Origin of the sequence: Vibrio sp. ZF 223 (assembly GCF_003050585.1) — a bacterium.
Taxonomy (GTDB): Bacteria; Pseudomonadota; Gammaproteobacteria; order Enterobacterales; family Vibrionaceae; genus Vibrio; species Vibrio crassostreae.
The window spans coordinates 133271-159631 of record NZ_PIGB01000011.1; the positions used below are offsets into that span (position 1 = coordinate 133271).

Annotated in this window: 20 protein-coding genes and 1 riboswitch; of the genes, 10 read left to right on the top strand and 10 right to left on the bottom strand. The window is 44.8% G+C overall.

Going from position 1 to position 26361, the window contains the following annotated elements; genetic code table 11:
• Window positions 1-96 precede the first annotated feature (96 nt).
• Window positions 97-2088 (top strand): bifunctional metallophosphatase/5'-nucleotidase, encoded by a 1992-nt coding sequence (locus CWO13_RS19075; protein ID WP_102478362.1) that lies wholly within the window; start codon window positions 97-99, stop codon window positions 2086-2088.
• A gap of 134 nt (window positions 2089-2222) precedes the next feature.
• On the opposite strand, the gene CWO13_RS19080 is transcribed toward CWO13_RS19075, so the two are convergent.
• The 5 genes from CWO13_RS19080 to CWO13_RS19100 all read right to left on the bottom strand — a co-directional run bounded on the left by CWO13_RS19080 (window position 2223) and on the right by CWO13_RS19100 (window position 6523).
• On the bottom strand, window positions 2223-2864 hold the full coding sequence (locus CWO13_RS19080) for a MarC family protein (protein WP_065676366.1): 642 nt from the start codon (window positions 2862-2864) through the stop codon (window positions 2223-2225).
• Between the two features lie 242 nt (window positions 2865-3106).
• A complete protein-coding gene (locus tag CWO13_RS19085) occupies window positions 3107-4096 on the bottom strand; it encodes a GGGtGRT protein (protein WP_050645517.1) in 990 nt (329 codons plus the stop codon).
• Between the two features lie 21 nt (window positions 4097-4117).
• Window positions 4118-4810: an iron-sulfur cluster assembly scaffold protein gene (locus tag CWO13_RS19090; protein WP_102432259.1), complete on the bottom strand. Its 693-nt coding sequence runs from the start codon at window positions 4808-4810 to the stop codon at window positions 4118-4120.
• 194 nt (window positions 4811-5004) lie between these two features.
• A riboswitch (Fluoride riboswitch) is annotated at window positions 5005-5089 on the bottom strand.
• 155 nt (window positions 5090-5244) lie between these two features.
• Window positions 5245-5538 carry a YebG family protein gene (locus tag CWO13_RS19095; RefSeq protein ID WP_008223840.1) on the bottom strand — a complete coding sequence of 98 codons (294 nt, stop codon included), beginning with the start codon at window positions 5536-5538 and terminating at the stop codon, window positions 5245-5247.
• Between the two features lie 88 nt (window positions 5539-5626).
• On the bottom strand, window positions 5627-6523 hold the full coding sequence (locus CWO13_RS19100) for a LysR family transcriptional regulator (RefSeq protein WP_048657887.1): 897 nt from the start codon (window positions 6521-6523) through the stop codon (window positions 5627-5629).
• Window positions 6524-6731: 208 nt separating this feature from the next.
• Here CWO13_RS19100 and CWO13_RS19105 point away from each other — a divergent pair, with 208 nt between their 5' ends.
• From CWO13_RS19105 to recD, 5 genes are all read left to right on the top strand, one after another.
• Window positions 6732-7682: a TDT family transporter gene (locus CWO13_RS19105; RefSeq protein ID WP_181359927.1), complete on the top strand. Its 951-nt coding sequence runs from the start codon at window positions 6732-6734 to the stop codon at window positions 7680-7682.
• Between the two features lie 127 nt (window positions 7683-7809).
• The gene (gene recC, locus CWO13_RS19110; RefSeq protein ID WP_108083399.1) at window positions 7810-11283 is read left to right on the top strand and encodes an exodeoxyribonuclease V subunit gamma; all 3474 of its coding nucleotides are present in this window, start codon (window positions 7810-7812) and stop codon (window positions 11281-11283) included.
• Window positions 11284-11451: a hypothetical protein gene (locus CWO13_RS23520; RefSeq protein ID WP_181359928.1), complete on the top strand. Its 168-nt coding sequence runs from the start codon at window positions 11284-11286 to the stop codon at window positions 11449-11451.
• Window positions 11452-11692: 241 nt separating this feature from the next.
• On the top strand, window positions 11693-15367 hold the full coding sequence (recB, locus tag CWO13_RS19115; protein WP_108083400.1) for an exodeoxyribonuclease V subunit beta: 3675 nt from the start codon (window positions 11693-11695) through the stop codon (window positions 15365-15367).
• Window positions 15367-17577 (top strand): exodeoxyribonuclease V subunit alpha, encoded by a 2211-nt coding sequence (recD, locus tag CWO13_RS19120; protein ID WP_102432262.1) that lies wholly within the window; start codon window positions 15367-15369, stop codon window positions 17575-17577. Before recB ends, recD begins: the two co-directional genes overlap by 1 nt.
• A gap of 52 nt (window positions 17578-17629) precedes the next feature.
• Here recD and CWO13_RS19125 read toward each other — a convergent pair whose 3' ends face one another.
• Complete coding sequence (locus tag CWO13_RS19125) at window positions 17630-17821, bottom strand: hypothetical protein (protein WP_008223046.1); 192 nt, start codon at window positions 17819-17821, stop codon at window positions 17630-17632.
• Window positions 17822-18105: 284 nt separating this feature from the next.
• A complete protein-coding gene (gene argA / locus CWO13_RS19135) occupies window positions 18106-19443 on the bottom strand; it encodes an amino-acid N-acetyltransferase (RefSeq protein WP_048663694.1) in 1338 nt (445 codons plus the stop codon).
• Between the two features lie 162 nt (window positions 19444-19605).
• On the opposite strand from argA, the gene CWO13_RS19140 reads away from it, so the two are divergent.
• From CWO13_RS19140 to csdE, 4 genes are all read left to right on the top strand, one after another.
• Window positions 19606-20079 carry a DUF2850 domain-containing protein gene (locus CWO13_RS19140; protein WP_108083401.1) on the top strand — a complete coding sequence of 158 codons (474 nt, stop codon included), beginning with the start codon at window positions 19606-19608 and terminating at the stop codon, window positions 20077-20079.
• Between the two features lie 81 nt (window positions 20080-20160).
• Complete coding sequence (mltA, locus tag CWO13_RS19145) at window positions 20161-21273, top strand: murein transglycosylase A (RefSeq protein ID WP_108020737.1); 1113 nt, start codon at window positions 20161-20163, stop codon at window positions 21271-21273.
• A gap of 113 nt (window positions 21274-21386) precedes the next feature.
• Window positions 21387-22196, top strand: a complete 810-nt coding sequence (gene tcdA, locus CWO13_RS19150) for a tRNA cyclic N6-threonylcarbamoyladenosine(37) synthase TcdA (RefSeq protein WP_048657895.1) — start codon at window positions 21387-21389, stop codon at window positions 22194-22196.
• Window positions 22197-22233: 37 nt separating this feature from the next.
• On the top strand, window positions 22234-22662 hold the full coding sequence (gene csdE / locus CWO13_RS19155) for a cysteine desulfurase sulfur acceptor subunit CsdE (protein WP_108083402.1): 429 nt from the start codon (window positions 22234-22236) through the stop codon (window positions 22660-22662).
• A 74-nt stretch (window positions 22663-22736) separates the two neighbouring features.
• Here the strand turns inward: csdE and csdA are convergent, their stop codons facing one another.
• The 3 genes from csdA to CWO13_RS19170 all read right to left on the bottom strand — a co-directional run bounded on the left by csdA (window position 22737) and on the right by CWO13_RS19170 (window position 25846).
• Window positions 22737-23948, bottom strand: coding sequence for a cysteine desulfurase CsdA (gene csdA / locus CWO13_RS19160; RefSeq protein WP_108083403.1), 1212 nt, complete (start codon window positions 23946-23948; stop codon window positions 22737-22739).
• Window positions 23949-24035: 87 nt separating this feature from the next.
• On the bottom strand, window positions 24036-24929 hold the full coding sequence (gene panE / locus CWO13_RS19165) for a 2-dehydropantoate 2-reductase (RefSeq protein WP_108083404.1): 894 nt from the start codon (window positions 24927-24929) through the stop codon (window positions 24036-24038).
• A gap of 110 nt (window positions 24930-25039) precedes the next feature.
• Window positions 25040-25846 carry a nucleoside-specific channel-forming Tsx family protein gene (locus tag CWO13_RS19170; RefSeq protein ID WP_108083405.1) on the bottom strand — a complete coding sequence of 269 codons (807 nt, stop codon included), beginning with the start codon at window positions 25844-25846 and terminating at the stop codon, window positions 25040-25042.
• Window positions 25847-26361 lie beyond the last annotated feature (515 nt).

Consider the following 26361-nt stretch of genomic DNA (forward strand, 5'->3'; position numbering starts at 1 on the left):
CCGCTGTGTAATTAAGATAGCGATCACTAAAACACTTAAGGATATAAGTATATTTCCAGCCATAACGACATTAAAACGATTAATAAAGGATCTTCTATGAATTTTACTAAGTCTTTACTGGTGCTCTCTATCGGCGTAGCGATGGTTGGTTGTGGCTCGGACAGTGACGATATTATTGTTCCCGATATGACATTGCGCATAGCACATGTGAATGACACTCACTCAAATTTTGATCCTGTAAAATCCAGTTTTACTATGGGTGCTGATGGCAAGAAGGTTTATAACGAATTTGGCGGCTATCCTCGCCTATTGAAAGCCGCTGACGATATCAAAGCAGGGGCTAAAGCAGACAAAGAACCTTTGTTATTCTTGCATGGTGGTGATGCATGGCAAGGTACCGCTTACTTTAAGCTAAATGAAGGTGCTGCAAACGCAGACTTATTGTCCCAGATGGGGTTAGATGCAATGGTACTTGGGAACCATGAATTCGACTTAGATACCGACAAGCTCGCATCGTTCATCAATACGGTTAGTTTTCCGATATTAGCAAATAATATGGATGCATCAAAAGATCAGTCTTTAAGTAATGTAGATAATTTATACCCTTATCAACTGTTTGCATTTGAAGGCTCAGAAAAAAGAGCAATTACCTCTGTTTCTGATGCAAGTGATGATGAGAAAGTTGTTGCGGTAATCGGTGTTGTTTTGGGGGATATGCCAACGATAGCTACCGGGACTGGTGATGTGACATTTAGTGACCAAATTACAGCAACTCAAGCCACTATAAATGATTTAAAAACCAAGGGTGTGAATAAAATCATTGTTCTATCACATATAGGAAATGCTGCCGATAAGGATCTAGCTGCCAATACAACGGGTATCGATATTATTGTTGGCGGTCATTCTCATACTTTACTTGGTGATTTTACCGACCTTGACCAAGGTAATAATGGTATTTACGCCGAAATGATCCCGCAAAAAGATAAGGCACAAAATACTTGTGTGGTTCAAGCTGGTCAGTATGCCGAAGCTATCGGAGACGTTGATGTAGCATTTGATATAAATGGCAACCTCCTATCATGTGTTGGGAATAATACTTTATTATCAAATGATGAGTTTTATCATGATTCTCATCGAGAACATCAAATGGTTAGCTCTGATAAAGATGATGTAACTTCGTTTATTGATGATAACGATAAAATCACGATTAAAAATGAAGATGTTGATTTAAGAACCCGTATCGACGCGACTTATAAGCCTGCTCTTGAAGCTGCATATGGTGATGTTGTTGCAGCCGCACCGACTGAAATCAGTCATGAGCGTCGTCCTGGTGATGCTGGAACAGATGTGCACGGTTCTGATGTTGCACCTATGATAGCTCAAGGTATGATTTATTGGGCAAATCAAGCGTCGGTAGCAACTGTTACCGGTAAAAATGTCCAGATTGGTTTGGTGGGAGCTGGTGGTGTTCGAACGGATATCGCGTCAGGTGATTTCAGGGAAGGTAACGCTACGCTAGAATTATTACCATTCTCGAACTACCTGTCGATTTTAACAGTGAAAGGCGAGGTGATTCGAAACCTTATTGACAGCACAATTGAGCCGACGCTTGCTGAAGGTGCTCATGCTGGTAAGTTCCCGTATGTATCGGGTATGCGTTACACGTTTACAGAAGATGTGAAAGGTGTATCAGGTACAGTTACGAATCTAGAGGTAAATACTGGAACAGAAGTAAACCCAGTATGGGCGACAATGAACGATGCCGCTGACTACACTGTTATCGTTAATAACTATAATGCAAGCGGTAGTGATGGTTGGAATGTATTAGGCGATGCTCAATTAACATCAACAGATCGTCAAGACATAGTTATTTCAGGCGATAGTTTTAAAACTTACAAAGTTAACAACTTGTCATACGATGGAAGTACCGAGAAGTATAGCGTCATCTATGACGGTGGTATTAAACCATGTGCGGAAGGCTCAGGTGACATATGTAATACTGATGCTGAATCATTTATCTCTTGGGCTGAGCATAAGAAAGTACTAGAACCACTAGGGTTTGAAACAACAACGATGGAATATAAATAGTACTGATACCGCACTTGTCGGAGCGTTATTTATTGTTATTCAAAGCCTTAAAAGACAAGGGTATAGATTAACAGTAAAAGAAAATAGCCAGCGAATCGCTGGCTATTTTTGTTTTAGATTTTTGTAGTCTGAGCTTAAACAAACAGCGCCTTATGAGCTTGTTCAATACCTTCAATCAACATCTGCATACCGATTACCGCTAGTATCAAACCCATCATTCGAGTAATCACATTCAGTGCACTTGGCCCAACGGCTTTCACGAAGCGTTCGCCGAATACAAATAATACATAGGTTAAAGTACACAGTAGACCAAAGGCGACGATGGTGATGATGGTCTCGTAAATCCCCTCGGTACTGGCAAAGTTCATCGCAGTGGCAATGGTGCCCGGGCCGGCCAGTATTGGCATAGCTAAAGGTGAAACTGCGATACTTAGCGCCGCGTCTCGTTGGGCATCTGAGTTGACCTTCTCTTTCGCTTTGGCGTGTGTTGAGTCGCCTTGTAGCATGTGAAAGCCAATCAAAAAGACCAGAATACCGCCCGTGATACGCAGTGCGTAAAGCGTGATACCAAAGAGGTCAAAGATCAGTTTGCCAGAGAGTGCAAACGTACTGACGATGACGAATGCGATAAACACTGAACGGAAGGCGATGGACTTGACCGTTTCCCTGTCATTGTCACCGGTTAATCCAAGAAAGATTGGCGTATTAGCGATTGGGTTCATGATGGCAAAAAAGCCCATGAACACGGTAATGGTATGAATGATGAGCTCTTTCATATTATTCCTTTGAAAAGATGCAGTTAAATACTAATGGCTAGTGTATTTAATCTTAGATACAAATAATTATTAGAAATAGATAGTAGAGCAAGTGTGAATAAAAAACAGCCAGCATAAGGCTGGCTGTTTGATTTTAGTGATAGGTGTAGAGTTTTGGTCGCGCGTTATTGCGAGTTTCTCAATTATTAAGCTCGACACAACTGCCTCTATACAACAGGCCGACGGTGGAGATCGTTTTGGCGCTATGCGTTTTGAGATTCACTCACAGCGACAGCCAATGCAACTGTAGCACCGACCATTGGATTGTTACCCATGCCGATGAAGCCCATCATGGCGACGTGAGCTGGAACAGAAGAGCTACCTGCAAATTGAGCGTCAGCGTGCATTCTGCCCATGGTATCTGTCATGCCGTAAGACGCAGGGCCAGCGGCTACGTTGTCCGGGTGCAATGTACGACCGGTACCGCCGCCTGAAGCTACTGAGAAGTATGGCAAACCTTGGCGAGTACGTTCTGCTTTGTAGATACCCGCTACAGGGTGTTGGAAGCGAGTAGGGTTGGTTGAGTTACCCGTAATACTGACATCCACTTCTTCTCTGTGCATGATAGCCACACCTTCACGTACATCATCAGCGCCGTAACACAAGATGTCGCCGCGAGGGCCTTGTGAGAAACGGCGACGTTCAGTTTCAACAAGTTCACCTGTTTGGTAATCGTATTGAGTGCGCACGTAAGTGAAGCCGTTGATGCGCGAGATAAGATAAGCCGCATCTTTACCTAGGCCATTTAAGATCACTTTCAATGGGTTTTTGCGTGATTTGTTGACGTTTAGCGCAATTTTAATCGCACCTTCTGCTGCAGCAAAAGATTCGTGACCCGCTAGGAAGGCGAAGCAGTGGCTCTCTTCATTGAGAAGACGAGCGGCTAGCGCGCCATGTCCAATACCAACTTGGCGTTGTTCAGCAACACTGCCAGGTTTGGTGAATGCTTGAAGACCTTCACCAATAATATTAGCGGCTTGTTCTGCGCTGGTGGCTTTACGAAATAACGCCAGTGCTGAGCCAAGGATATAAGCATCTGCAGCGCTTTCAAAAGCGATAGGTTGGGTATCCATCACTAGCGCTTTTGGATCAACGTTGTGGGCTTTACAGTATTGGTCAGCTTGCTCCAAAGAGTCGAAGTTCATTTCTGCCAATACGCGAGTTACTGATTCATTAAATTGAGTGTTCATCATATCTTTCCTCTAAATTGGCAATTAGTGTTGGCGTGGGTTAATAGTGGTCACGGCTTCATCGAAGCGGCCATAGGTCCCTGTCGCAAGGTCGGCCGCTTCATTCGCTGGCACGCCTTGGTTAATCGCCTTCATCATTTTGCCGAGGTTGAGATATTCGTAGCCAATCACTTCGCTGTGATCATCAAGTGCAAGCTTGGTCACGTAACCTTCTGCAAGCTCTAGGTAACGTACGCCTTTTGCAGCGGTTGAGTAACTGGTACCCACTTGGCTGCGCTGTGTTTGACCTAAGTCTTCTAATGCAGCGCCAATTTCTAGACCACCTTCAGAGAAAGCTGATTGAGTTCGACCGTAAACAAACTGCAGGAAGATTTCACGCATGGCTACGTTAATAGCGTCACATACTAAGTCTGTATTAAGTGCTTCTAGGATAGTTTTTCCGGTGAGGATTTCAGCGGCCATCGCGGCTGATTGAGTCATGCCTGAACAACCAATCGTTTCGATTAGTGCTTCTTCGATGATGCCGTTTTTTACGTTAAGAGTCAGTTTTGCAGCACCTTGTTGTGGTGCACAAGTGCCAACACCGTGGCTTAAGCCAGAAATAGCGATGACATCTTTTGGGCTAACCATTGCGCCTTCAACTGGAATTGGAGCTGAATTGTGAAGGTCACCCCTTTGAATAGGGCACATTGATTGAATTTCTGAAGAGTAGTGCATAATGTTTTCTCACTTGTAGAGCCATTTAAGACCTAGGGCGTTGAGAAAGCAGGACGTGTTGGAAGAGGTGCGGCTAATTCACTACAGATCTTGAGTATCGATAATCCAAAGGTGTCATGGGTCTTGGTCTCAATAGACTAAGTCCATTTCAAAATGGAGGAATAGCGATACATCCAACAGTATTACCTGTTTTCGATTCTGTAGGAGTCATTAGCACTGTTCGAAAAGAACGGGCGGTTGAAGCAAAAGCTTAGGTGGAACCCCATCACCTGATGGCTATAGATTAGATCTTTATCACACTTTTGTGCAAGCGAATGTTTAGAGCGATTTCGACTATAAACAAGCTTCATTATATTTCGAAAAGTATAAAAAAACGCCAATAACGAACTCTGATTAGAGGCGTCATTGACGTTTTTTAGAAAGGTATCAGCTAGTTAAGCTGCATCTTCTTCTGCGTCTTCAACAGCTTCAAGCTTCTTAGCTTTTTTCGGAGCTGGCTTACGCTTAGCACCTAATGCGTAAAGAACTTCTTCTTTGTTCTTCGCTAGGTACATTGCAAGTTCTTCTTGCTTGCCTTCATCTTCAACTAAATCGCTTTTGCCTAACAGTTCAAAAAGCTCATCAGCCATATCCAGCATTTTGTCGTATGCGTCAGCTTCGGCTTTAGAGGTAAAAGTCATTTTCTCTTCTCCGTTGCGTTCCACCACGTACTTGACGATAACAGCCATGGTTAATCCTCTAAGTTTGATAAATTTTACTGGCTTTTTATACAGTTTCTGATGTTAAAAGTCCAGTTGGAGCCCCAACTATGCGGCCTCAATCTTGATGTGTAGCCCAGTCTTCACAATAACTCATGAAAGATTTCAGCAGCGGGCTCTGGTATTTGTCTTTATGTACCAGCATCCAGAAACGTCGTTTCATGTCGAGTGGCACATCGAGCGCTTTCACCCGGCCTGAATCAATCGCTCGTTGCGCCGCCAATCGTGATAAACACGCGAATCCAAGATTGGCAGAAACCGAATTGATGATCGCCTCTGTCGTGTTGAGTTCAAAAGATTCATACCAGTGTTCGATACGTGGTGCGACGGCACGAAGGAAAAACTCGCGAGTCCCTGAGCCTGATTCACGTAGAATCCAATGGCTGCCTTCTAAATCGCTTAAAGTTACTTTTTCTTTTGAAACGAGAGGATGTTGATTACTAACAATAATACACATTTCATCGCTGCTAAACTGACTCGAAATGAGTTCAGGGTGTAATGTTTTTCCTTCAATTAGCGCGATATCAAGTTCATAATCCACCAACTTTTGACAGATCAGTGCACTGTTTGAAATGAACAAGCTTTGATCCTGGTGCTGAGTTCGTTCACGAAAACCTGACAAAATAAACGGTGCGACCTGATTACCAATCGTGTCACTCGCGCCGACCTTTAAATTGCCACTTAAAGGCTGGTCGTCACGGAACAAAACATCAATACCCGCAGCTCGGTGAAGTATTTCATCAGCCAAAGGAAGTAACTTATGTCCCTCTTGGTTGAGAATTAATCGGTTGTTGACCCGGTCAAATAGAGAGTGGCCGAGTTGTTTCTCCATTTCGCCTAGTGCCATGCTGACCGCAGCTTTAGACAAAAACAGCGCTTCTGATGCTGCGGTAAGCGTCGAATGCTGGGTAATGGTGACAAACACTTTGAGTTGTTTAATTGAAATATTAGCCATCAGATTCCTAGTTTTGCTCTGCTGGTGAAAACGGGTTCTGTTCAGTATTGATGAACACTTGTTATATATAATTGGATATTGTTTAACGAAGCGCAAGCGTATTATGGCTTCAACAAGCTGATGAGTTCACAAGTTTAGTGAATTAAGTTTAAGAGAGGCTGACATGATTCAACGTATTAAATATAGATTAACAGGAGCTCCAACACCCATGGCAGGGTTAGCACTAGCAATCGCAAGCTTAGGCTGGTGCTGGGATGGCGTTTTAGTCGCACAAGGTATTTTGCACACCCCAGGCTTAGTCCAGTGGATCAGTGCAGCTATTGCAGCGGTATTGCTTCTTGTTTTAGCTGTGAAATTTTTGATTCACGGTCATTTACTTCGTGAAGATCTTGCTCACCCTGTTGTCGGCAGTGTGGTACCAACATTTGCAATGGGGTGCATGGTGGTGTCAGCGTCTTTGGCGCCAATCTCTCAATTCTTACAAGAAGCTATGTGGTTAGCTTCTGTGGCTTTGCACGTTGTGTTTCTAATGAGCTTTTTGTACCACAGAGCTAAAAACTTTGAGATTCACCACATGGTGCCAAGCTGGTTTGTGCCACCGATCGGTATTATCGTCGCTGACGTCTCTTTCTCTGGTAATCCAGTTTTAGAGCCAGTAGCTAACGCGACTTTGGTATTCGGCTTATTGGTTTACGCAGTAATGCTACCACTGATGATTTACCGTTTGATCTTCTCTCACGAAGTGCCAGATGCTGCAAAACCAACGATTGCGATTATGGCAGCACCGGCAAGCCTATCTTTGGCGGGTTACTTAACCGTTACTGCTAGCCCTTCACCTGTGATCATTGGTTTACTATTTGGTATTGCAGTGTTGATGACGTTCATTATCTATATGGCGTTTTTCAAACTACTTCGTCTTCCATTTAGCCCTGGTTATGCAGCGTTTACCTTCCCAATCGTGATTGGTGCAACAGCCTTGTTTAAACTGGCTGCGTGGATGCAAGCACAAGGTATTGAAGCGCATTACATCAATCAAGTGTTTGGCCTAGCGTATCTTGAATTGATTGTGGCTACGTTGGTTGTGGGTTATGTCGCTGTTCGTTACTACATGAACTACAAACCTCATCGTGTTTTAGGCGCGGTAGCGGGTAGATTGTAAGAGGCAATAGTTCAAAAGATAAACGAAGCTTAAGCTTTCGGTATTTCATAAGCTTATATTCCTCATCCAAACTCAGCACTTATGCTAATCTGGCTGTATATTGTGGCAAGATTAGCGTGAGTGCACTTTGTTTACTGTTTATCATTCCAATAAAGTTGATACTTTAAAAATCCTTCTCGTTCACTTAATCAAAAGTGACCCTTTAGCCAATCCTTTCGAAAAAGAGCAGATCTTGGTTCAGAGCCCTGGTATGTCTCAATGGCTTAAGATGGAACTCGCCAAAGAGTTTGGTGTAGCAGCAAATATCGATTTCCCTCTCCCAGCAACCTTCATTTGGGATATGTTTACCCAAGTGCTTCCTGATGTACCGAAACGCAGTGCTTTTAATAAAGAAGCGATGACGTGGAAGCTGATGAGTTTGTTACCCGCGAAACTTGACCACCCTGATTTCTTACCTCTACAGCGCTATCTTGAAAACGACGAAGACGGCTCTAAGCTGTATCAATTGGCAGAGAAAATTGCCGATATCTTCGATGGTTACTTGGTGTATCGACCTGAGTGGATGGCGATGTGGGAAGCGGGAGAACCCGTTGCAGAATTGATTGATAGTGAAGGGCAACAAGAGCACCCTTGGCAGCCAATTTTGTGGAAGGCACTCTACGAGCAAACGCTCTCTCAAGGCCAATCAAAGTATCACCGTGGCAACTTGTATCACGACTTCATTGAAGCGTTAGCTAATCAACAAGGCCAGTTACAACACCTGCCGAAACGTTTGTTTGTATTTGGTATTTCGTCACTGCCTCCTCGCTACATGGATGCCTTGAAAGCGCTTGGCGAACAGATTGATGTCCACCTGATGTTTACCAACCCAAGTAAGCCTTATTGGGGAGACATCAAAAGCCTCAAAGATTTAGCAAGGTTTGAGGCTAAGCAACGTAAAAAACTCGCTTTGTCTAACAATATGCTCTCATCAGCTGGCTCGTCTTCCCTAATGGAAGGGGGGAAATATGAAGTGCATGATGAACTACATATTGATAATGCCATTGGAAATAACTTATTAGCTTCGATGGGAAAATTAGGACGAGATAACTTACTTTTGCTCTCTGAGGGAGATATTGAGGAGTATCAATTTTTTATTGATGTAGAGCGAGATGGCTTATTGCATCAAATTCAAAGAGATATCCTTGAATTGGAAGAGCATCGCAATGATGAAATTTTAGACTCCAGCAACCACAAACAAGTGGTTGAGCTGGGCGATCGCTCGTTGACTGTACATGCTTGTCACAGCCCAATGCGTGAGGTTGAAGTTCTTCATGATCAGCTGTTAGCAATGTTTGACGCTGACCCGACACTAAAGCCACGCGATATCATCGTGATGGTGGCAGATATCAATGCCTACAGCCCTGCGATTCAGGCGGTATTTGGTAATGCCCCGGGTGAGCGCTATATCCCATATTCAATCTCAGATAGAACCGCAGATCAAGAGAGCCCAATTTTGACGGCGTTCATGCAGCTAGTCGCGCTACCAAACACGCGCTGTTTAGCTTCTGAACTTCTAGAGTTATTAGAAATCCCAGCGATGATGGCACGCTTCGGTATTGATGAATTTCAATTTGAACAAGCTAAGCAGTGGGTTGAAGAAGCGGGTATCCGTTGGGGTGTCGATTCTTCTACCGCAACTGAATTTGACTTACCTGCTACTGAACAAAATACCTGGCTATTTGGTATCCAGCGAATGCTACTGGGCTATGCGATGTCGGATTCTGCAGGTTTGTTTGAAACTGAACACTCTCCAATTGCCGCTTATAACGAAGTTCAGGGCATTAACGCCGAACTTGCAGGTAAGTTAGCGCATTTTATTGACCGCATTGCTCATTACCGTCAACGCCTTGCTGAGACGCAATCTATCGACATGTGGCGTGAAACCTTGCTGCAAATGATTGATGATTTCTTTGCGGTTGAGTTAGAAGGTGAGGTGGTGCTTAAGTCGATTCGCGATGCACTTTCTCAACTGAATGAACAGCTTGATGATGCCTTGTACGAACAAGAGCTATCGCCAAGCATTATCTATCAGTACTTGAATAATAAACTGTCGGGCGCGCGTATTAGTCAGCGTTTCTTAGCGGGACAAGTTAACTTCTGTACCCTGATGCCGATGCGTTCTATTCCGTTCAAAACCGTTTGTCTATTAGGCATGAATGATGGTGTTTACCCGCGCTCAATGCCACCAGAAGGGTTTGATTTGATGAACGGGCGCACTCGTCCCGGAGACCGTTCTCGTCGTGATGATGACCGCTACCTATTCTTAGAGGCGATGTTGTCAGCGCAAGAATGTTTGTACATAAGCTATGTCGGCCGTTCGATTCAAGATAATACTGAGCGAGTGCCGTCGGTATTGGTTTCAGAGTTGATTGAGTACTGCCAGCAGAACTACTGCCTAAGTGAAGACCAAGCGCTACCAAGTGATGATTCTGGTATCAAGCTGACTCAAGCGATCAGTTTTGAACACACCATGACGCCATTTAGCCCGGCTGCCTTTACTCAAGGTGATTCAAGCCATGTGCTGAGTTACGCCAAAGAATGGCTTCCTGCGGCTAACCGTTCCGGTGAACGCAGTGGTGAATTCAATCGTGCCTTGGATGACTATTTGCTTGGTGCGACCTATCCATTGGAATTGGATTTGGTTGAGCTACAGCGTTTCTGGCGCTTGCCAGTGCAATACTTCTTTAATCGCCGCCTAAAAGTGGTGTTTGAGCCCCCGCTTCCGGTAATGGAAGACGATGAACCGTTCGTGCTTAATGGTTTAGAAAGTTTCCAACTAAAAGACGCTTTGCTTCAAGTATTACTCGATCATCCTGAAGGGGCGGATGAAGCGGTTCGCTTGTTTGTCTCTGAGCAAAAAGCTCAAGGTCGATTACCGGTTGGCGCTTTTGGTGATATCGAATTTGAAACCAACCGCGTTCAAGCAGAAGACTTAGCCAAAGAGATTCGATTTGTAAGTGGGCAGCCACAACAAGATCTCGAGGTAAATATTGAATTTGACGTACTAGATGAGGGCAAACCGGTTCGTTTGATGGGTTGGCTGACTCAAAACTATCAATCGGGTTTAGTGCGTTTCCGTAGTGGCAAAATTCGCTCGCAAGATTACTTGGCTGCGTGGGTCGATCACTTGTGCTGTGCGGTGATGGGGCACGGCAAAACGACTCATATTATTGGCTATGACAGAAAAGAAGGCGTGGTTCACCAAACGCTACAACCTATCGGCGATGCGCAGCAGGCGAAGAGTTTATTAGCTGAGTTAGTGCGACTGTTCTATCAAGGTATGACTGCACCACTGCCGTATTTCCCGAAAACCGCCTTGGCCGGCGTTGAAGCGGGCTTTAGCCGTGGTAAATGGGTCGATGATGAAGAGAAGTCGCTCAAGAAAATGGCTGATACTTTTAATGATAGCTTCGCTTTCACGGGCGAGGGTCGAGATACCTACATCTCGCGTATTTGGCCTAAGTGGGACGAGGAGCTGGCGGCTGAGTCGCGTATGTATTCAACGCTTGTGTTACAGGCGGCAAGGTTGGCTGCTGCCGATCTGGAAGATCAGGAGTAAGTGGCTGTGATCGACAAGATCAGTAGCGTGTGCGCTGAATTAATGAAAAACGAAAGAGAGTCGCTGGTAAGCATTTGGGGTTCTTACTTTCCAGGTGAAGGGAATCAAGGTGAACAGAAGCAAGGTACAGGAAATAAAGTGGCCGCCAGTAAATCATTATTAGTGTAGGGCGTTCGCTGTACGGCCACAGGTCAGAGGGACCATTATTCTGTGGTTCAAAGTAACGCCGTAAAGTACAAAACTCGTACGCGCTCCTGAACTCGTGGGCGCATAGTAGCGAGGCGATCTGAATTGATCCGTGAGAGAGATCGCACTAACTATTAACAAATCAGCGTAGGACGTAAATTGAATGACGTTTTCCACGCTAGGTCACATTTGTAACAACATATTTATCAGAAGGCAGTAAGGCATGACGACCACAAGCAGTGTTCAGGTAATTGCTCCACAGACACTCGATACCATGACGTTTCCACTTCATGGCGCGCGTTTAATTGAAGCATCAGCGGGTACGGGTAAAACATTTACCATCGCTGGTTTGTACTTGCGCCTACTGCTCGGGCACGGCACGGTAGCACCACAAGGTGAGCTTACAGAAGCTACCCGACACCATGAGCCACTGACCGTAGATCAAATCCTGGTAGTGACCTTTACCGAAGCGGCAACCGCAGAGCTGCGAGATCGTATCCGTGCACGAATCCATGATGCGCGCATTGCGTTTGCTCGCGGGCAAAGTGATGACCCAGTGATTGCGCCTCTGTTGCAAGAGATCGAAGACCACGCTGGCGCTGCGAAAACACTGCTTAATGCCGAAAGGCAAATGGACGAAGCGGCGGTATACACCATTCACGGTTTCTGTCAGCGAATGTTGACTCAAAATGCTTTTGAGTCTGGAAGCCGTTTTGATAATGAATTTGTGACCGATGAAAGCCATCTGAAAGCACAAGTAGTTGCCGACTATTGGCGTAAACAGTTCTACCCGCTGCCGAATCAATTAGCTGGTGAGGTTCGTAATATCTGGGGTTCTCCCGCTTCGTTATTAGCTGACGTAAATCGTTATCTGACGGGATCTCCACTAAAGCTAACCGTCGAAGCAATGTCGGGCGATTTACAAACTCTGCACAATCAAAACCTAGACAAAGTGAAGCAACTTAAAGCGCTGTGGTGTGAATCTGAAGCGGACTTTTTGGCTTTGATTTCAGGTTCAGATGTGAACAAGCGCAGCTACACCAAGAAGTCTTTGCCAACATGGCTAGAAGCGGTAACAGCATGGGCGCAGAGCGACACCCATGATTACCAGTTCCCAGATAAATTAGAGAAGTTCTCACAAGCCACTCTAATTGAAAAAACACCCAAAGGCACCGCGCCTCAGCACGCCGTTTTCGAAGCGATTGAGGACTTCTTAAATTCTCCAGCAGATCTAAAAGCTCCATTGCTGGCGCATGCCATTACCCATTGTCGAACTATGCTAGCCAAGGCTAAGCAACAAAAGCAGTGGTTATCGTTTGATGATTTGTTGACTCAGTTATCCGCGTCAATCGATGTCGATGAGCAATCACTGCTGGTGGAGAGAATTCGCACCTTATACCCAGTAGCGATGATCGATGAATTCCAAGATACCGATCCGCTGCAATACAGTATTTTTAGTCGAATCTACCTAGATAACCCGCAATGTGGCTTGTTTATGATCGGCGACCCGAAGCAGGCTATCTATGGCTTTCGCGGCGCAGATATCTTTACCTATATCAAAGCGAGAAACCAAGTTAGTGCTCACTACACGTTAGGCACTAACTGGCGTTCGAGTGCGGATATGGTCAGCGCGGTAAACCAAGTGTTTATGAATTCGGATAGCCCATTTATCTACGACCAAGATATTCCATTTTTGCCCGTCGCAGCCAGCCCATCGGCCGACAAACGCCAATGGGTGATGAATGGTGAAACTCAGCACGCGCTCACCTTTTGGCTGCAAGAGGCGGAAGAAAAGCCCTTACCGAAAGGCGAATACCACAAGGCAATGGCCGAGGCGACGGCGAGTCAAATTCAAACCATTCTGACTGCTTCTCAAAACCAGCAAGCCTATTTTGATAACGGTAAAAAACAACATGCCGTGAATGCAGGTGATATTGCTGTCTTGGTTCGAACCGGCAGTGAAGGGCGTCTAATTAAAAATGCATTGTCGGAACAAGGCATTGCGAGCGTGTATTTGTCTAACCGAGATAGCGTGTTCACCAGCTTGGTCGCGCAAGATATTCAACGCCTATTGCAAGCGGTGCTGACTCCTGAAAACGACCGTGCATTGCGCGCGAGTTTAGCGTCGGAGTTGTTTGCTTTGGATGCCGCATCATTGGATGAACTCAATAACGATGAAGTGGTTTGGGAAAACGTCGTTAACGAATTCCGAGAATATCGTAAGTTGTGGTTGCAACGTGGCGTATTACCAATGCTTCGCAGCGTGATCAGTAAAAGGCACCTCGCCGAACGCTTACTAGAAGAAGAAAATGGTGAGCGCTCACTCACTGATTTGATGCACATTGGCGAATTGCTGCAACAAGCTAGGCAAGAACTCGACAGCGACTATGGCTTGTTACGTTGGTTAGCAGAAGCGATATCAGATGCGCAAAATGGTTTAGGTGGCAGTGAAGACGACATTCAACGCCTTGAATCAGAGAGAAACTTGGTTCAAATCGTTACCATCCACAAATCAAAAGGCTTGGAATATGACCTCGTATTTTTGCCGTTTGTCGCGAGTTACCGTGAAGCGAGTGAAGGCAAGTTCTACGATCACGAATCAGATACCACAGTGCTTGATATTACCGGTAGCGACAGTGCTTTGGCGCAAGCCGATAAAGAGCGACTCGCGGAAGACCTGCGTTTGATTTACGTGGCGCTTACTCGTGCCGTTTATGGCTGTTTTATTGGTATGGCTCCTTTACGTAAAGGGCGTTCAACCAAAGAGCCGACCGGCGTTCACTTAAGTGCCATGGGCTACTTGGTTCAAAACGGACAAGAGCAAGGCATCGCTGAGTTACATCAAGCTCTGTCAGCGATTGAGGGTAAGAATTCAAGCGTATTGCTGTCTGAAACACCAACCGCTCACGAACAAGTTTTTGTGCAAACAGAGCAAGTGAGTGACGACTTACAGGCCAATGAACTTAAAGCTTCAATTGACCGAGCTTGGCGTATCACCAGTTATTCAGGGCTTGTAAAACAAGGCAGTCACGGCGCGAGCCATGACGCTACCATTGAGGTGTCTGGTTTCGATATTGACTCGGCTGATGAACAAGATGAGTCGGAACTGATTGAACCTGAACGTTCTATATTCACGTTCCCTCGCGGCGCTCGCCCAGGTACCTTCTTGCACACCTTGTTTGAGGATGTTGAATTTACTGAGCCAGCAACCAGTGAACATAACACGCAAGTAATCACTCACTTATTAGAGTCGGAGCAATACGAACTAGAGTGGTTACCTGTGCTTCAACAACTGGTTGATACGGTGCTGAACACCGCGTTGGATGGCAAAAATCTAAAGCTAAGTGAGAAAGACTCGACTCAACGATTAGTCGAAATGGAGTTCTTGTTGCCGATCGAAGTGTTGGCCGCATCTGAATTGAATCAAACCATTCAATATCACGATCCGTTATCGGCCAAAGCGGGTGACTTAGGCTTCCAAACCGTGCAAGGCATGTTGAAAGGCTTCATCGATTTGGTGTTCGAGCATCAAGGTAAATACTATGTGCTCGACTGGAAATCGAACCATTTAGGTGATGACGTTGCCGTCTACCATGGTGAGGCATTGAAATCGGCGATGGCCGACCACCGTTACGATCTGCAATATCAAATCTACGCGTTGGCTCTGCACCGTTTCTTACGCAGCCGCGTTGCAGATTACAGTTATGAACAACATTTTGGTGGGGTTTATTACTTGTTTTTAAGAGGAATGGACGGCCAATCTCAACAAGGTATTTTCTCGGCTAAACCTACATTGGCTTTGCTCGATGAAATGGATCAATTGATTGACGGTAAAGTGATAGACAGACGTTCAGCACAATTGAATGACAATGAAACTGGACAGATGGGGCTTCTATAATGACAACAACGACCACTAATACCAGCATAGAAGCTGCGAACACAGTTAAGCCAGTTTCACTTATCCCTGAGCAGCTCATGGATGTATTAAAGTTCCTAGCGGACAAAGGTTCGATTCGTCAGTTGGATTATCAGTTTGCCCGTTTTATTGCTCAGCAAGCCACGAGTTACTCTCAAGAAATCGGCTTTCTCGCGGGGGTAGTGAGTCATGAATTAGGCAAAGGGCACATTTGTTCTCAGCTTATACAGCAGCATACGATAGGCCCTGCACAAACGGCAGATCTAGCCCAGTTACTTGGGTTGTATGGTGAAACGGCGCTGCAATTGAATCAAAAGCTGTTAGGTATTGATTGGTTGGCGGTACTTCAATCGTCCAATTTAGTTGGAGCAACCAATGACTGTGTTAAGCCGCTGATGTTTGATGGACAGCGTGTCTACTTACAGCGTTACTGGAACTACGAGGTTGTACTGGCTGACACCTTAAACCGTTTAAGTAAGCCTGTAGAGTTCAATATTGAACAGAAAAAGGCGCTGACGGAAACACTCAATCAGCTCTTTGCACGCAGCTATCACTTCCTGTTTAACGCCTTAGCCAAGGCTGAAGCAAGCCAACAAACGTCTCAGGTGTTACGCCAACAATTGGTGTGTGATCATCTTGATATTGTGAATGAGCAGGCTCTAGATTGGGGAGCAATCGACCAAGCGATTATCCAAGCCAAGCAGGTAACAGACTTAGATGTCCTAGATAGCTTGGTACCGTTATCGGCATGTTTGAATTGGCAAAAAGTGGCGGCAGCGGTGGCGCTGAGTCGTCGCTTTGCGGTGATTTCCGGTGGGCCGGGTACTGGTAAAACGACCACAGTAACCAAGTTATTGTCGGCGATGGTCGAGCAATCATTAAGCCAAGGAAAAACACCTACGATTAAGCTAGTGGCACCAACGGGTAAAGCGGCGGCGCGTTTAACTGAGTCGATTGGTAAAGCGATTGAACAGTTGCCATTAGCGCCTGAAGTGAAAGCCAACATACCAACTGAATCGAGTACCTTACACAGATTACTCGGCGCGATTCCTAACCGTGCTGAATTTAGACATAACCGACGCAATCCACTCCACCTTGATATCTTGGTGGTGGATGAGGCCTCTATGGTTGATTTATCGATGATGTATAAGCTGGTGGATGCACTTCCTGAACACGCAAGGCTTATCTTGTTGGGTGATAAAGACCAACTCGCTTCTGTTGAGGCGGGCGCGGTGTTAGGTGATATCTGCTCATTTAATTCAACAGGCTATAGCACAGTGCAAGGCAACTTGATTGCGGAGATGACAGGCTTTGATGCGATAGCCAATACACAACAAGCAAAAGCGGGAGCCGTTAATCCTCCGGAGATTGCAGATAGCTTGTGTATGCTGCAGAAGAGTTATCGTTTCGATGCACGTTCAGGTATCGGACAGTTAGCAAAAGCAATCAATAACGGCTCTGCGAATCAAGTAGACCAAGTGTTTGCCAAAGGGTTTGGCGATATTGAAAATCATCCTCTATCGAGTGACAGCTACAACTTGATGCTACGTACTTTGGTTCATGAGTATGGTGCGTACCTCAATAGAATGAACGTGCCGTTGGAAGAATTAGAAACTCAAGAATCGAGAGCCAAATTGGTACTCGATTTGTTTAGCCAATGCCGACTGTTGTGCTCTATTCGTGAAGGTGATTTTGGTGTTAAAGGTCTCAACCATCGTATTGAAAGAGCGCTTGCCGCAAGACGTTTAGTGAATCCACACAACGATGAATTGTGGTATCACGGGCGACCTGTGATGGTAACGCGTAACGATCATGGCTTGGGTTTATACAATGGTGATATTGGTATCTGCATGCTTGAATCGGATTCAAGCCAACCTGATTCATCACCTCGCTTGAAGGTCTATTTTGAGTTGCCTGATGGTAGCGTAAAAGCGGTGTTACCAAGCCGAGTGCCGGATCATGAAACCGCTTATGCGATGACGATACATAAATCTCAGGGTAGTGAATTTGATCTGACCTTAATGATCTTGCCGCCGGATTTCAGCCCTATTTTAACGCGAGAGCTTATCTACACAGGTATTACGCGAGCGAAGAAGCAACTGATGATGTTCAGTGATACTAATGTATTAAAGCGTGGGATTAAGGTGAAAACAGAGCGAGTGAGTGGTTTAGGAAGCCGCTTAACTAGCTAAAGGTGATTGAGGTACATGTACAAAGCAACCATCCCTGGTTGCTTTGAGCGTGCTAGGAATCAGTGCCTAAAAACGCTCGAGTAAACGATATGTGGTTTATCTTGTATTTTGCTTGGCAATTCAAAATAAACTCTTTTAGATTCTCGCTCACAGGGAACACGCAGTGTACGTCTAGCCCTTCTAAGAATTGGTTATCAGCCATATCCCAAAAACTTTGCAGCGAGTTACAAACAATGGTTCTCATATCAATGTTGCTCTTTTTGCTGTTTATATTAACGAGCAGAGCTAATGTTAGCGTGCTGACCGTCAACGGGTATAGCAATCCGTGCAGTGACCACCTCAATGCATGTGATATGACAACCGAGATGGTAATTCCAATAAAAACATTTGTTATTTTGTTAAAGCGACTAAATTCTATACAATTTTGCGTGTGAGTTAAAGTGCATAGTTAATAAATCTCATATAGAAAACGATTACGTTTGCAATTATTTTTATTTTGAAGTGAGATTCCGCTCCAAAAAACTTTATTTATACGTTGAGCGCCAGGATCTTTGAGTTTCTCTGATAGTTGTATAGCCCTTGTTTTTCCATCGGTAACTCATCAACTGCTATCTCGTAAAAACCTTGTTCACGAAACCAATGAAGGCTGTGTGTCGTTAGGACAAATATTTGGTCGATATCGCGAGATTTTGATTGGTGGCGCATGTAATCCAGCAGTAATTGCCCACGATTTCCATCACGATAATCAGGGTGGATTGCAACACACGCCATCTCTGCCATGTGATCTTCCGGGTAGGCGTATAGCGCCGCGCAACCAATGATCAGTCCGTCTTTTTCGATAATGGTAAAGCGGTGGATCTCCTGCTCTAATTGCTCTCTTGAACGACGAACCAAGATGCCTTGTTCTTCTAAAGGACGAATGAGATCAAATATGCCACCAATATCGTCAATCTGAGCTTGTCTTACTTGCTCTGCACTCGCCATGACCACTTGGGTGCCAATACCATCAAAAGAGAACAGCTCTTGGATTAATGCGCCGTCGACTTTGTAGCTGATTAGATGGCAACGAGGGACTCCGGCACGACAAGCCGAGATCGCACCTTTCAAGAAGCGCAGTGTTCCTGTGCTCATGTCTTCGGCAGGTTTTTGAGATTCTGTTAAGCGTTCTAGAATTTGTTTGGCGTCTTTAGGGAAGAGTTCGGCGAGTACATTGCCGCTTTCATCTGTTACCCCTTGCTCGGAACAGAACCCAATCAGCTTGTCGGCCTTTAAACGAATAGCAACCTGAGTTGCGACTTCTTCTGAAAGCAGGTTAAAGCTTTCGCCAGTCACGGAGCTAGCTATGGGCCCAAGAAGGACTATGGAACCTTGGTCAAGTGTGCGATTAATCCCTTCGATATCGATTCGACGAATACGACCACTGTGGCAATAATCTGTACCATCATCGACACCTAGCGGTTGCGCGGTGATGAAGTTACCACTCATCACATTGAGTTGAGTGCCTGCCATAGGGGTGTTGTTCAAGCTCATTGAAAGGCGAGCTGTTATGGCTAGTTGTAGCTGGCCAGCTGCCTGCATAGCGACACCCAGAGAGTATTCATCGGTGACTCTAATATTCTTGTGATAAGGCGTATGGCAATCTTGTTTTTCTAACAGTTGGTTGATCTGTGGTCTTGCCCCGTGAACGAGAACAATCTTCACGCCAAGACTATGGAGTAGGGCAATGTCGCTAATAATGTTACCAAAGTTTCTATCGGCAACAGCTTCGCCTCCCAGCATAATGACCATGGTTTTGCCACGGTGAGCATTCACGTAAGGGGTTGATTGTCTGAAACCTTTTACTAGCGCTGTACTTCTTAATTTCACAGAACAAGTCCATTTGTGTTTATTTATTCGTTAATTTAGCATTTAAATTCAAATGTAAACAACACCTTTTTGGAATAAAGCGCAAACTATTCTTATCTAGACTTCAATATATAAACTGTCTCAGTGTAGAATGCGCATAGCATCCTTATGAGTCGTAAACGAATGCAGCAAGTTCCAGCTACAAAGAACAAAATCGATGAGATAACCAAAGGCCTCTACAGTGAAGCAGATCAGCGCAATCAATCTAAGTTGAAGCGTAAGATCATTGAGCGCTGCTTAATGGTTTTAGCCTTGGTGGGTTCATTTGCTGTGGTTTCTTTATTCGGTGATGTGCTTTCCCGAGTGCAAGATGCGGCGACGCCTGATCATCTAATATATGGTACTTGGATAGAGCAGGATGTTGCACATTATGCGACAGATGAGTTTGTACTGAATGCTAATGGTGTGTCAGTTCGTGGGTCTGTTATCTCGACGAACTTTGACTTTGATGGCCACTACTTCGAATATAAGGCCGGTGAAAAGACCTATCGCTACCGCATGACTAATTCTGACAATACAGAAATTGTGCTCGATTCTGACAGCCACTATAACCCTATCTTCCGCCTTAAAGGTCACATCGATAACTCCGTCCGGTAGGTTATCTTATTGTAAACTCTTACAATCTAAGATTGTGTTATCTGACTGTTTTTGTCATCCTCGATGCATAGAATTTTTAGGATGACTCTTGTGATTAAAAAATGGCTTCCCCTTGTTGCCGCCTCTTTACTATTTGGCTGTGCTCAACCCACCGATCTTGCTCAACAACATCTTGATGATGAATTTCCTCGCACCTTAAATAAGGTCGATCAGGTTGAATCCAATAAGCCAAGAGACTACACCGCATTCGCTGAACAAGCTGAGATGGTGGTATCTAAATCTCCTTCGATGGCGAAAATCTATGAGCCGCTTTATCAGCAACTCAATGAGTGGGCGCTGCAAAGCGGTGATCCAAGCCAACTAGCAAACTTTGGCGTTCAGACTGCTCAACTGGGTGGTGGCGATAAGCAAGGCAATGTTTTGTTCACGGGTTACTTCTCTCCTGTAATGGAGTTGCGCCATGAAGCCAATGAAGAATATCGATTCCCTGTTTATGGGCTTCCTGACTGCGATAAAAATTGTCCAACTCGTGAAGAGATCTACAATGGTGCTTTAGAAGGTCAAGGTCTTGAACTTGGCTACGCTGCTAACCGAATCGACCCATTTATGATGGAAGTGCAAGGCAGTGGCTTTGTGCATTTCGGAGATGATGACACGTTGCAGTATTTCGCTTACGCGGGTAAGAACAATAAGGCGTACGTGAGTATTGGCCGTGTGCTGATCGAACGAGGTTTGGTTCCCCGTGAAAAAATGTCGTTGAAAGCAATCAAAGAGTGGGTATTGGCGAACGAGCCTGAAGTTGTCAAAGAACTGCTTGAACAAAACCCTTCTTTCGTATTCTTTAGCGCGAGAGATGACTTATCGGTAATGGGCAGCGCAGGCATCCCACTGTTACCAATGGCCGCAGTTGCGGGTGATCGCTCTATCTTACCAATGGGAACGCCGATTCTTGCAGAAGTACCGCTGCTAAATGCCGACGGTACTTGGAGTGGAGCACACCAATTAAGATTGTTACTGGTTTTAGATACGGGTGGTGCGGTTAAGCAAAACCATTTGGATCTCTACCATGGCATGGGCCCACGAGCAGGTACTGAAGCGGGTCATTACAAGCATTTTGGTCGTGTGTGGAAGCTCGGGTTAGATGGCAGCGCAACCGAAGCTCCTTGGGCTTTGCCTCCTGAAAAGGTTGAGTAAGCGACAATAAAATAGGGCATTGAAAGCGAATCGTTAATCCCCTAGACTTTTTATTCAAGAGTGCGTATAAAACGCACTCTTTTCTTTTTCTCAGAAATAAATTGGCGGCAACAATGCGTGAATTGACCACTCCAGCTTCAGAAAACTATGACCAACGATTTGGTGGCACTCGTCGCCTGTATGGCAATAGTGAAGTCGACATACTTAGAGGAGCACACGTGTGTGTAATCGGTATTGGCGGTGTAGGTTCATGGGCGGTTGAAGCGCTTGCTCGTACTGGTTTAGGTGAGCTGACGTTGATCGATATGGATGACGTTTGCGTGACCAACATTAACCGTCAGATTCATGCTATGTCGGGTACCGTTGGTAAGAGCAAAATCGAAGTGATGGCAGAGCGCGTCAAGCTGATTAACCCTGAATGCAAAGTTAACCTGATTGATGACTTTATCGGCCCAGACAATCAGGCTGAATACCTATCGAAAGAGTTCGACTTTGTGTTAGATGCTATTGATAGCATGAAAGCGAAGGCTTCGCTGCTGGCGTACTGTCGTAGCAACAAAATTAAGGTGATCACTACTGGTGGTGCTGGTGGTCAAATCGACCCAACGCAAATTAAAGTGGCCGATCTGACCAAGACAATTCAAGACCCGCTAGCGAAGAAGCTAAAAGACACCCTTCGTCGTCATCATAATTTCCCTAAGAATCCAGCACGTAAGTTTGGTATCGATTGTGTGTTCTCAACTGAACAGCTGAAATATCCTCAAGCTGACGGCAGTGTATGCGCTGCGAAAGCAACAGCAGAAGGTCCAAAGCGCATGGATTGTGCGACGGGTTTTGGTGCGGCAACGGTGGTAACGGCGACGTTTGGTTTTGTGGCTGTTTCACGTATTGTAGAAAAGCTGATTCAAAAGCACGCTAAGTAACGTCTTCTATTCAATTAATAATCGACTGGATATTAAAATGACCACATTCCCAAGCTCTCCATTCGGCACTGAAATTACCAGTGATGATATTGTCGCGAAAATGCAGACATTCAGCGGCTGGGAAGACCGTTATCGCCAAGTGATTCAATGGGGAAAAAAACTACCTAACATGCCTGATGAACTGAAAAGTGAGCAGGTGATTGTCTCTGGTTGTGAAAGCCAAGTGTGGTTGGTTTCTCAAAATATCGATGGTGTTTGGCACTTTTGTGCTGACTCTGATGCTCGCATCGTTCGCGGTCTGATTGCATTAGTGATGGCTGCGTATGATGGAAAAACATCAGTGCAGATTCAAGGGTTTGATATTGACAGCTACTTTGAAAAAATCGGTCTAATCATTCACCTAAGCCCATCTCGCGGTAACGGCTTAAAAGCGATTGTTGCTCAAATCCAAGAGCTCAGTGCTTAACATCTCTTAGATACACAGAAACAAAAAGGGTTGACGCTAAACGCCAACCCTAAATAATTTCGCTCGTGACTCGGCTAAAGCATATCAACGGCTTTTTCTATCGCCGCTACGAGCCTTTCAACATCATCCATGTTGTTGTAAATGCCAAATGAAATACGAACCGTTCCTTTCACATTAAGAGCATCCATCAATGGGTGAGCACAATGATGCCCTGCACGTACTGCGATACCTTGCTGATCCAGTAGAGTCGCTATATCTTGATGGTGAACGCCATCCATTACAAACGTAATCACACTGGCGTTGGGTTGATAGCCCAAAATCTGAATGTCATCCAGTTTACTGAGCGCAAGGTAAGTCTCGTGCTGTAGCTGGTGGATATGATTTTCGACATCTTGCTGTGTAAAACCACTTAACCATTCTATTGCAGTACTTAATGCTATCGCTCCGGCAACATTTGGCGTGCCTGCTTCAAACTTGCCCGGTAATTCTGAAAAAGTGGTACCAGAAAATGATACTCGCTCAACCATTTTACCTCCACCGTGCCATGGTGGCATCGCTTCGAGCAATTCAAGCTTGCCGTAAAGTACACCAATGCCGGCGGGAGCATAGAGCTTGTGCCCAGAGAATACGTAGAAATCAGCGCCTAAAGCTGCAACATCAATTGATTCATGAACGATACCTTGTGCGCCATCAACCACCACAACCGCATTCATCTTGTGAGCTTTTTCGATGACTTGTTCAATTGGCTGACGAGAACCTGTGACATTGGTGATCTGAGCTAAGGCAACAATCTTGGTCTTATCATTAAGAAGATGATCAAAAGCTTGTAGATCAAATTCGCAATCAGATGTCATTGGTACTTTAACGACTTTAGCGCCGGTTTGTTCTGCCACAATTTGCCAAGGCACTATGTTGGCGTGATGTTCCATCTCACTCACTAAGATCTCATCACCAGGTTGAAGCGTGCTTCTTGCATACGTTTGAGCAATTAGGTTAAGTGCTTCGGTGGCACCACGAGTCCAGATGACCTCTTTTGAAGAGCTTGCACCAATAAACTGAGCAATCTTATCTCTTGCCGCTTCAAATTGACTGGTCGCGTTCGCCGTTAAGCTATGACTACCACGGTGAACATTGGCATTTTGTTTGGAGTAATATTGGCTAATGGCATCAATAACTACCTGAGGTTTTTGTGTTGTTGCCGCGCTGTCTAAGTAGATCAATGGTTGTTGATTGATGGTTTGTGCTAGCGCAGGAAACTGCTCTCGGATGTGATTGATATCAAGCATCTATTCTTACCTAAAATCTTGGAAATTGGTGCTAGCGTTGTGCTTAGCGGTATTGTTATTTTATCGCGACTTGTTAACCGTTGCTGACTAATCTTGATGATTCCAGCTATTTTCTTGCTCTTTGACCTGATCGAACAGCTTTTGGTTAACGGGAACTTTTATCTGATGCTTAAGCGCTGTTTTTATTAGGTGACCAGTGATGAAGTCGATCTCTGTCTTGCGTTGGTAAAACATATCCTGCTTCATGGATGAGTTGTTCTGGGCTGTGGCTTGGATTACCTGTTTGACGCTGGCTTCTAATTCGTCGAATGAACAAGCGATCTCTTCGGCTTGCATAACTTTTGTGAGCTCTTCAACGATAGAGCTTAAAGTATCCCCAAACTTTTGGTCTGCAAGTTCGCCATTCTTGACTTGTTTCAACCCAGTCAGTGGGTTGATAGCACAGTTGATGGCGAGCTTAGTCCAAAGCGCGGCTGTTATCTCTGGGTTCCAATTCACGGTCGGTAGGGCGTGTTCCAACACATCAACCAAAAAAGTGCATTGCTGACCTTTGAGGTTAAAAGCACCCAGTTGAGTTTGTCCTAACCCTTTATGACAAACATTATTCTTGTCGGGCTTGAATGCTGCTTGGGTGGTGGTTGCCAATACTATCGGGTGAGCATCAATCTGAGTGGCTATCTCATCTACTGCTCCCATTCCGTTGTGCATGAACATAAGAATGGTATCAGGGTCGAGATATTGAAGTAACGGAGTGGTGGCTTCTTTTACTTGCCAAGCCTTGACCGTGAAAATCACTAAGTCACTCGCTGATAGCTTTTCGATATTGTTGTTACTGAAGTGAAGTGAAGTTTGCTCATCAAGTGATAGGTCAATTGAGGTTTCAGGGGAGCGGCTCCACAAAGAGACATTATGACCAGCTTGAAGTAGTTTTATTGCCCATAAAGAGCCAATTGCTCCAGGTCCAACAATCGTGATGTTCACAGCAATACCAAGATAAGAAAGTGATGCTGCAAGGATAGCGAGGCATTAAATGAAAGCAATAAAAAATGGCACCCGAGGGTGCCATTTTGGAAATTTTCTTAGAAGTTTGATTAGAACTTGTAAGTTACTGCTAGGTAGTGGCTCACACCTGAAGTTTTACCTGCGAATCCACCGTCTTCTAGACCGTAAATAGTTTCGTAAGCTTTAAGACCGTAACCTACAGCATAACGGTCTGAGTGCCAGTAGATACCGTTAAACATTGCGCCGCCGCTGCTTTCTGCGCTGTACTCGTCTTCCATCGCAAATTGCCAATCAATGTAACCTTGGTAAGAGATGAATGAACCGTTCTCAAAGAAGTAGAATGGTTTGAACCAGTTAGTCGAGATTTGGAAACCGTTCCAGTCTTTAATGTTTGAATCGTATGTACCGTAAAGGTTTAAGCCAATTTTGCCTAACCAAGGAACCATTACGTCAGAACCTAGACCGATTTTTTGTTGGTTAACACCAAAAGTAGTGTCAGTTGTGTTAACGCCGTCCCACGTGATTTCAGATGCAACGTAAAGCTCTTGTACTGGACCAAATGAAAGGTCTTTACCTGTTAGTCCGTCAAGAGACATACGTGGAGCAAACTTCATGAACATTTTTGCTTGGCTGTCTGCTTTATCGCTACCTGGATCCGAAAGTAGGTTAAATACATCAACATAGCCATATAGGTCGAAGATTCCTGAACGACCGCCAAATTCCATCTCTAGGTAATCATGTGATGATTCACCTGGAAGCTCATCAAATGCACCCATAAGGTTGAATTGCATCCATTTGTAATCGTTCTTATGGATGTCGCCGTCAGAATAATCCGCTGCCATTACAGGAGCAGAAGTTGCTGCAAGTAGGCCAAGAGTTAAAAGTGATTTACGCATAATGGAACTCTCTATGTTTGAAATAAGTAACCCGCTAATCCGTGCGTGTTTATGATGTCCGAATGCCGAGCATAATAGCGATTTTGTTCTCAAATAAAAGTGAGACAGAGTGAAAACTACAATTATTAAGGTGAGGTTGATCACACTAACGATCTAAATGATGGAACTTTAAAGTGGCAATGCATCTAGATGCACCTCTAATTCTATTGATTTTGTGAAATTTGATTATTTTGTGGATAAATAGGTGAAATACTACGCTAAGCAAACGATTCTACTAATTAGAGTGACATGCATATCAAAATCAACAGTATTCTTTTCTATGTAATTTACCCCCAGAAAACGACTAAATCTCTCCTCAGTTAGATCCACTCTTTGATCTATTTTTAACCAGCTCCGTAATGGTGGGGGAATCAATTGATGAACAACTCATGTGATGAGTAATTTGGAATGTCAGCCTTATTACTTTTCCCATCACAGATATTATTGAGACAGTTCACTGCACTAAATACTGAGAG

Coding starts and splice junctions, on each gene's coding strand:
- CWO13_RS19075 (WP_102478362.1), top strand. CDS start 97: ATGAATTTTACTAAGTCTTTACTGGTGCTCTCTATCGGCGTAGCGATG.
- CWO13_RS19080 (WP_065676366.1), bottom strand. CDS start 2,864: ATGAAAGAGCTCATCATTCATACCATTACCGTGTTCATGGGCTTTTTT.
- CWO13_RS19085 (WP_050645517.1), bottom strand. CDS start 4,096: ATGATGAACACTCAATTTAATGAATCAGTAACTCGCGTATTGGCAGAA.
- CWO13_RS19090 (WP_102432259.1), bottom strand. CDS start 4,810: ATGCACTACTCTTCAGAAATTCAATCAATGTGCCCTATTCAAAGGGGT.
- CWO13_RS19095 (WP_008223840.1), bottom strand. CDS start 5,538: ATGGCTGTTATCGTCAAGTACGTGGTGGAACGCAACGGAGAAGAGAAA.
- CWO13_RS19100 (WP_048657887.1), bottom strand. CDS start 6,523: ATGGCTAATATTTCAATTAAACAACTCAAAGTGTTTGTCACCATTACC.
- CWO13_RS19105 (WP_181359927.1), top strand. CDS start 6,732: ATGGCAGGGTTAGCACTAGCAATCGCAAGCTTAGGCTGGTGCTGGGAT.
- recB (WP_108083400.1), top strand. CDS start 11,693: ATGACGACCACAAGCAGTGTTCAGGTAATTGCTCCACAGACACTCGAT.
- recD (WP_102432262.1), top strand. CDS start 15,367: ATGACAACAACGACCACTAATACCAGCATAGAAGCTGCGAACACAGTT.
- CWO13_RS19125 (WP_008223046.1), bottom strand. CDS start 17,821: ATGAGAACCATTGTTTGTAACTCGCTGCAAAGTTTTTGGGATATGGCT.
- CWO13_RS19140 (WP_108083401.1), top strand. CDS start 19,606: ATGCAGCAAGTTCCAGCTACAAAGAACAAAATCGATGAGATAACCAAA.
- mltA (WP_108020737.1), top strand. CDS start 20,161: ATGACTCTTGTGATTAAAAAATGGCTTCCCCTTGTTGCCGCCTCTTTA.
- tcdA (WP_048657895.1), top strand. CDS start 21,387: ATGCGTGAATTGACCACTCCAGCTTCAGAAAACTATGACCAACGATTT.
- csdE (WP_108083402.1), top strand. CDS start 22,234: ATGACCACATTCCCAAGCTCTCCATTCGGCACTGAAATTACCAGTGAT.
- csdA (WP_108083403.1), bottom strand. CDS start 23,948: ATGCTTGATATCAATCACATCCGAGAGCAGTTTCCTGCGCTAGCACAA.
- CWO13_RS19170 (WP_108083405.1), bottom strand. CDS start 25,846: ATGCGTAAATCACTTTTAACTCTTGGCCTACTTGCAGCAACTTCTGCT.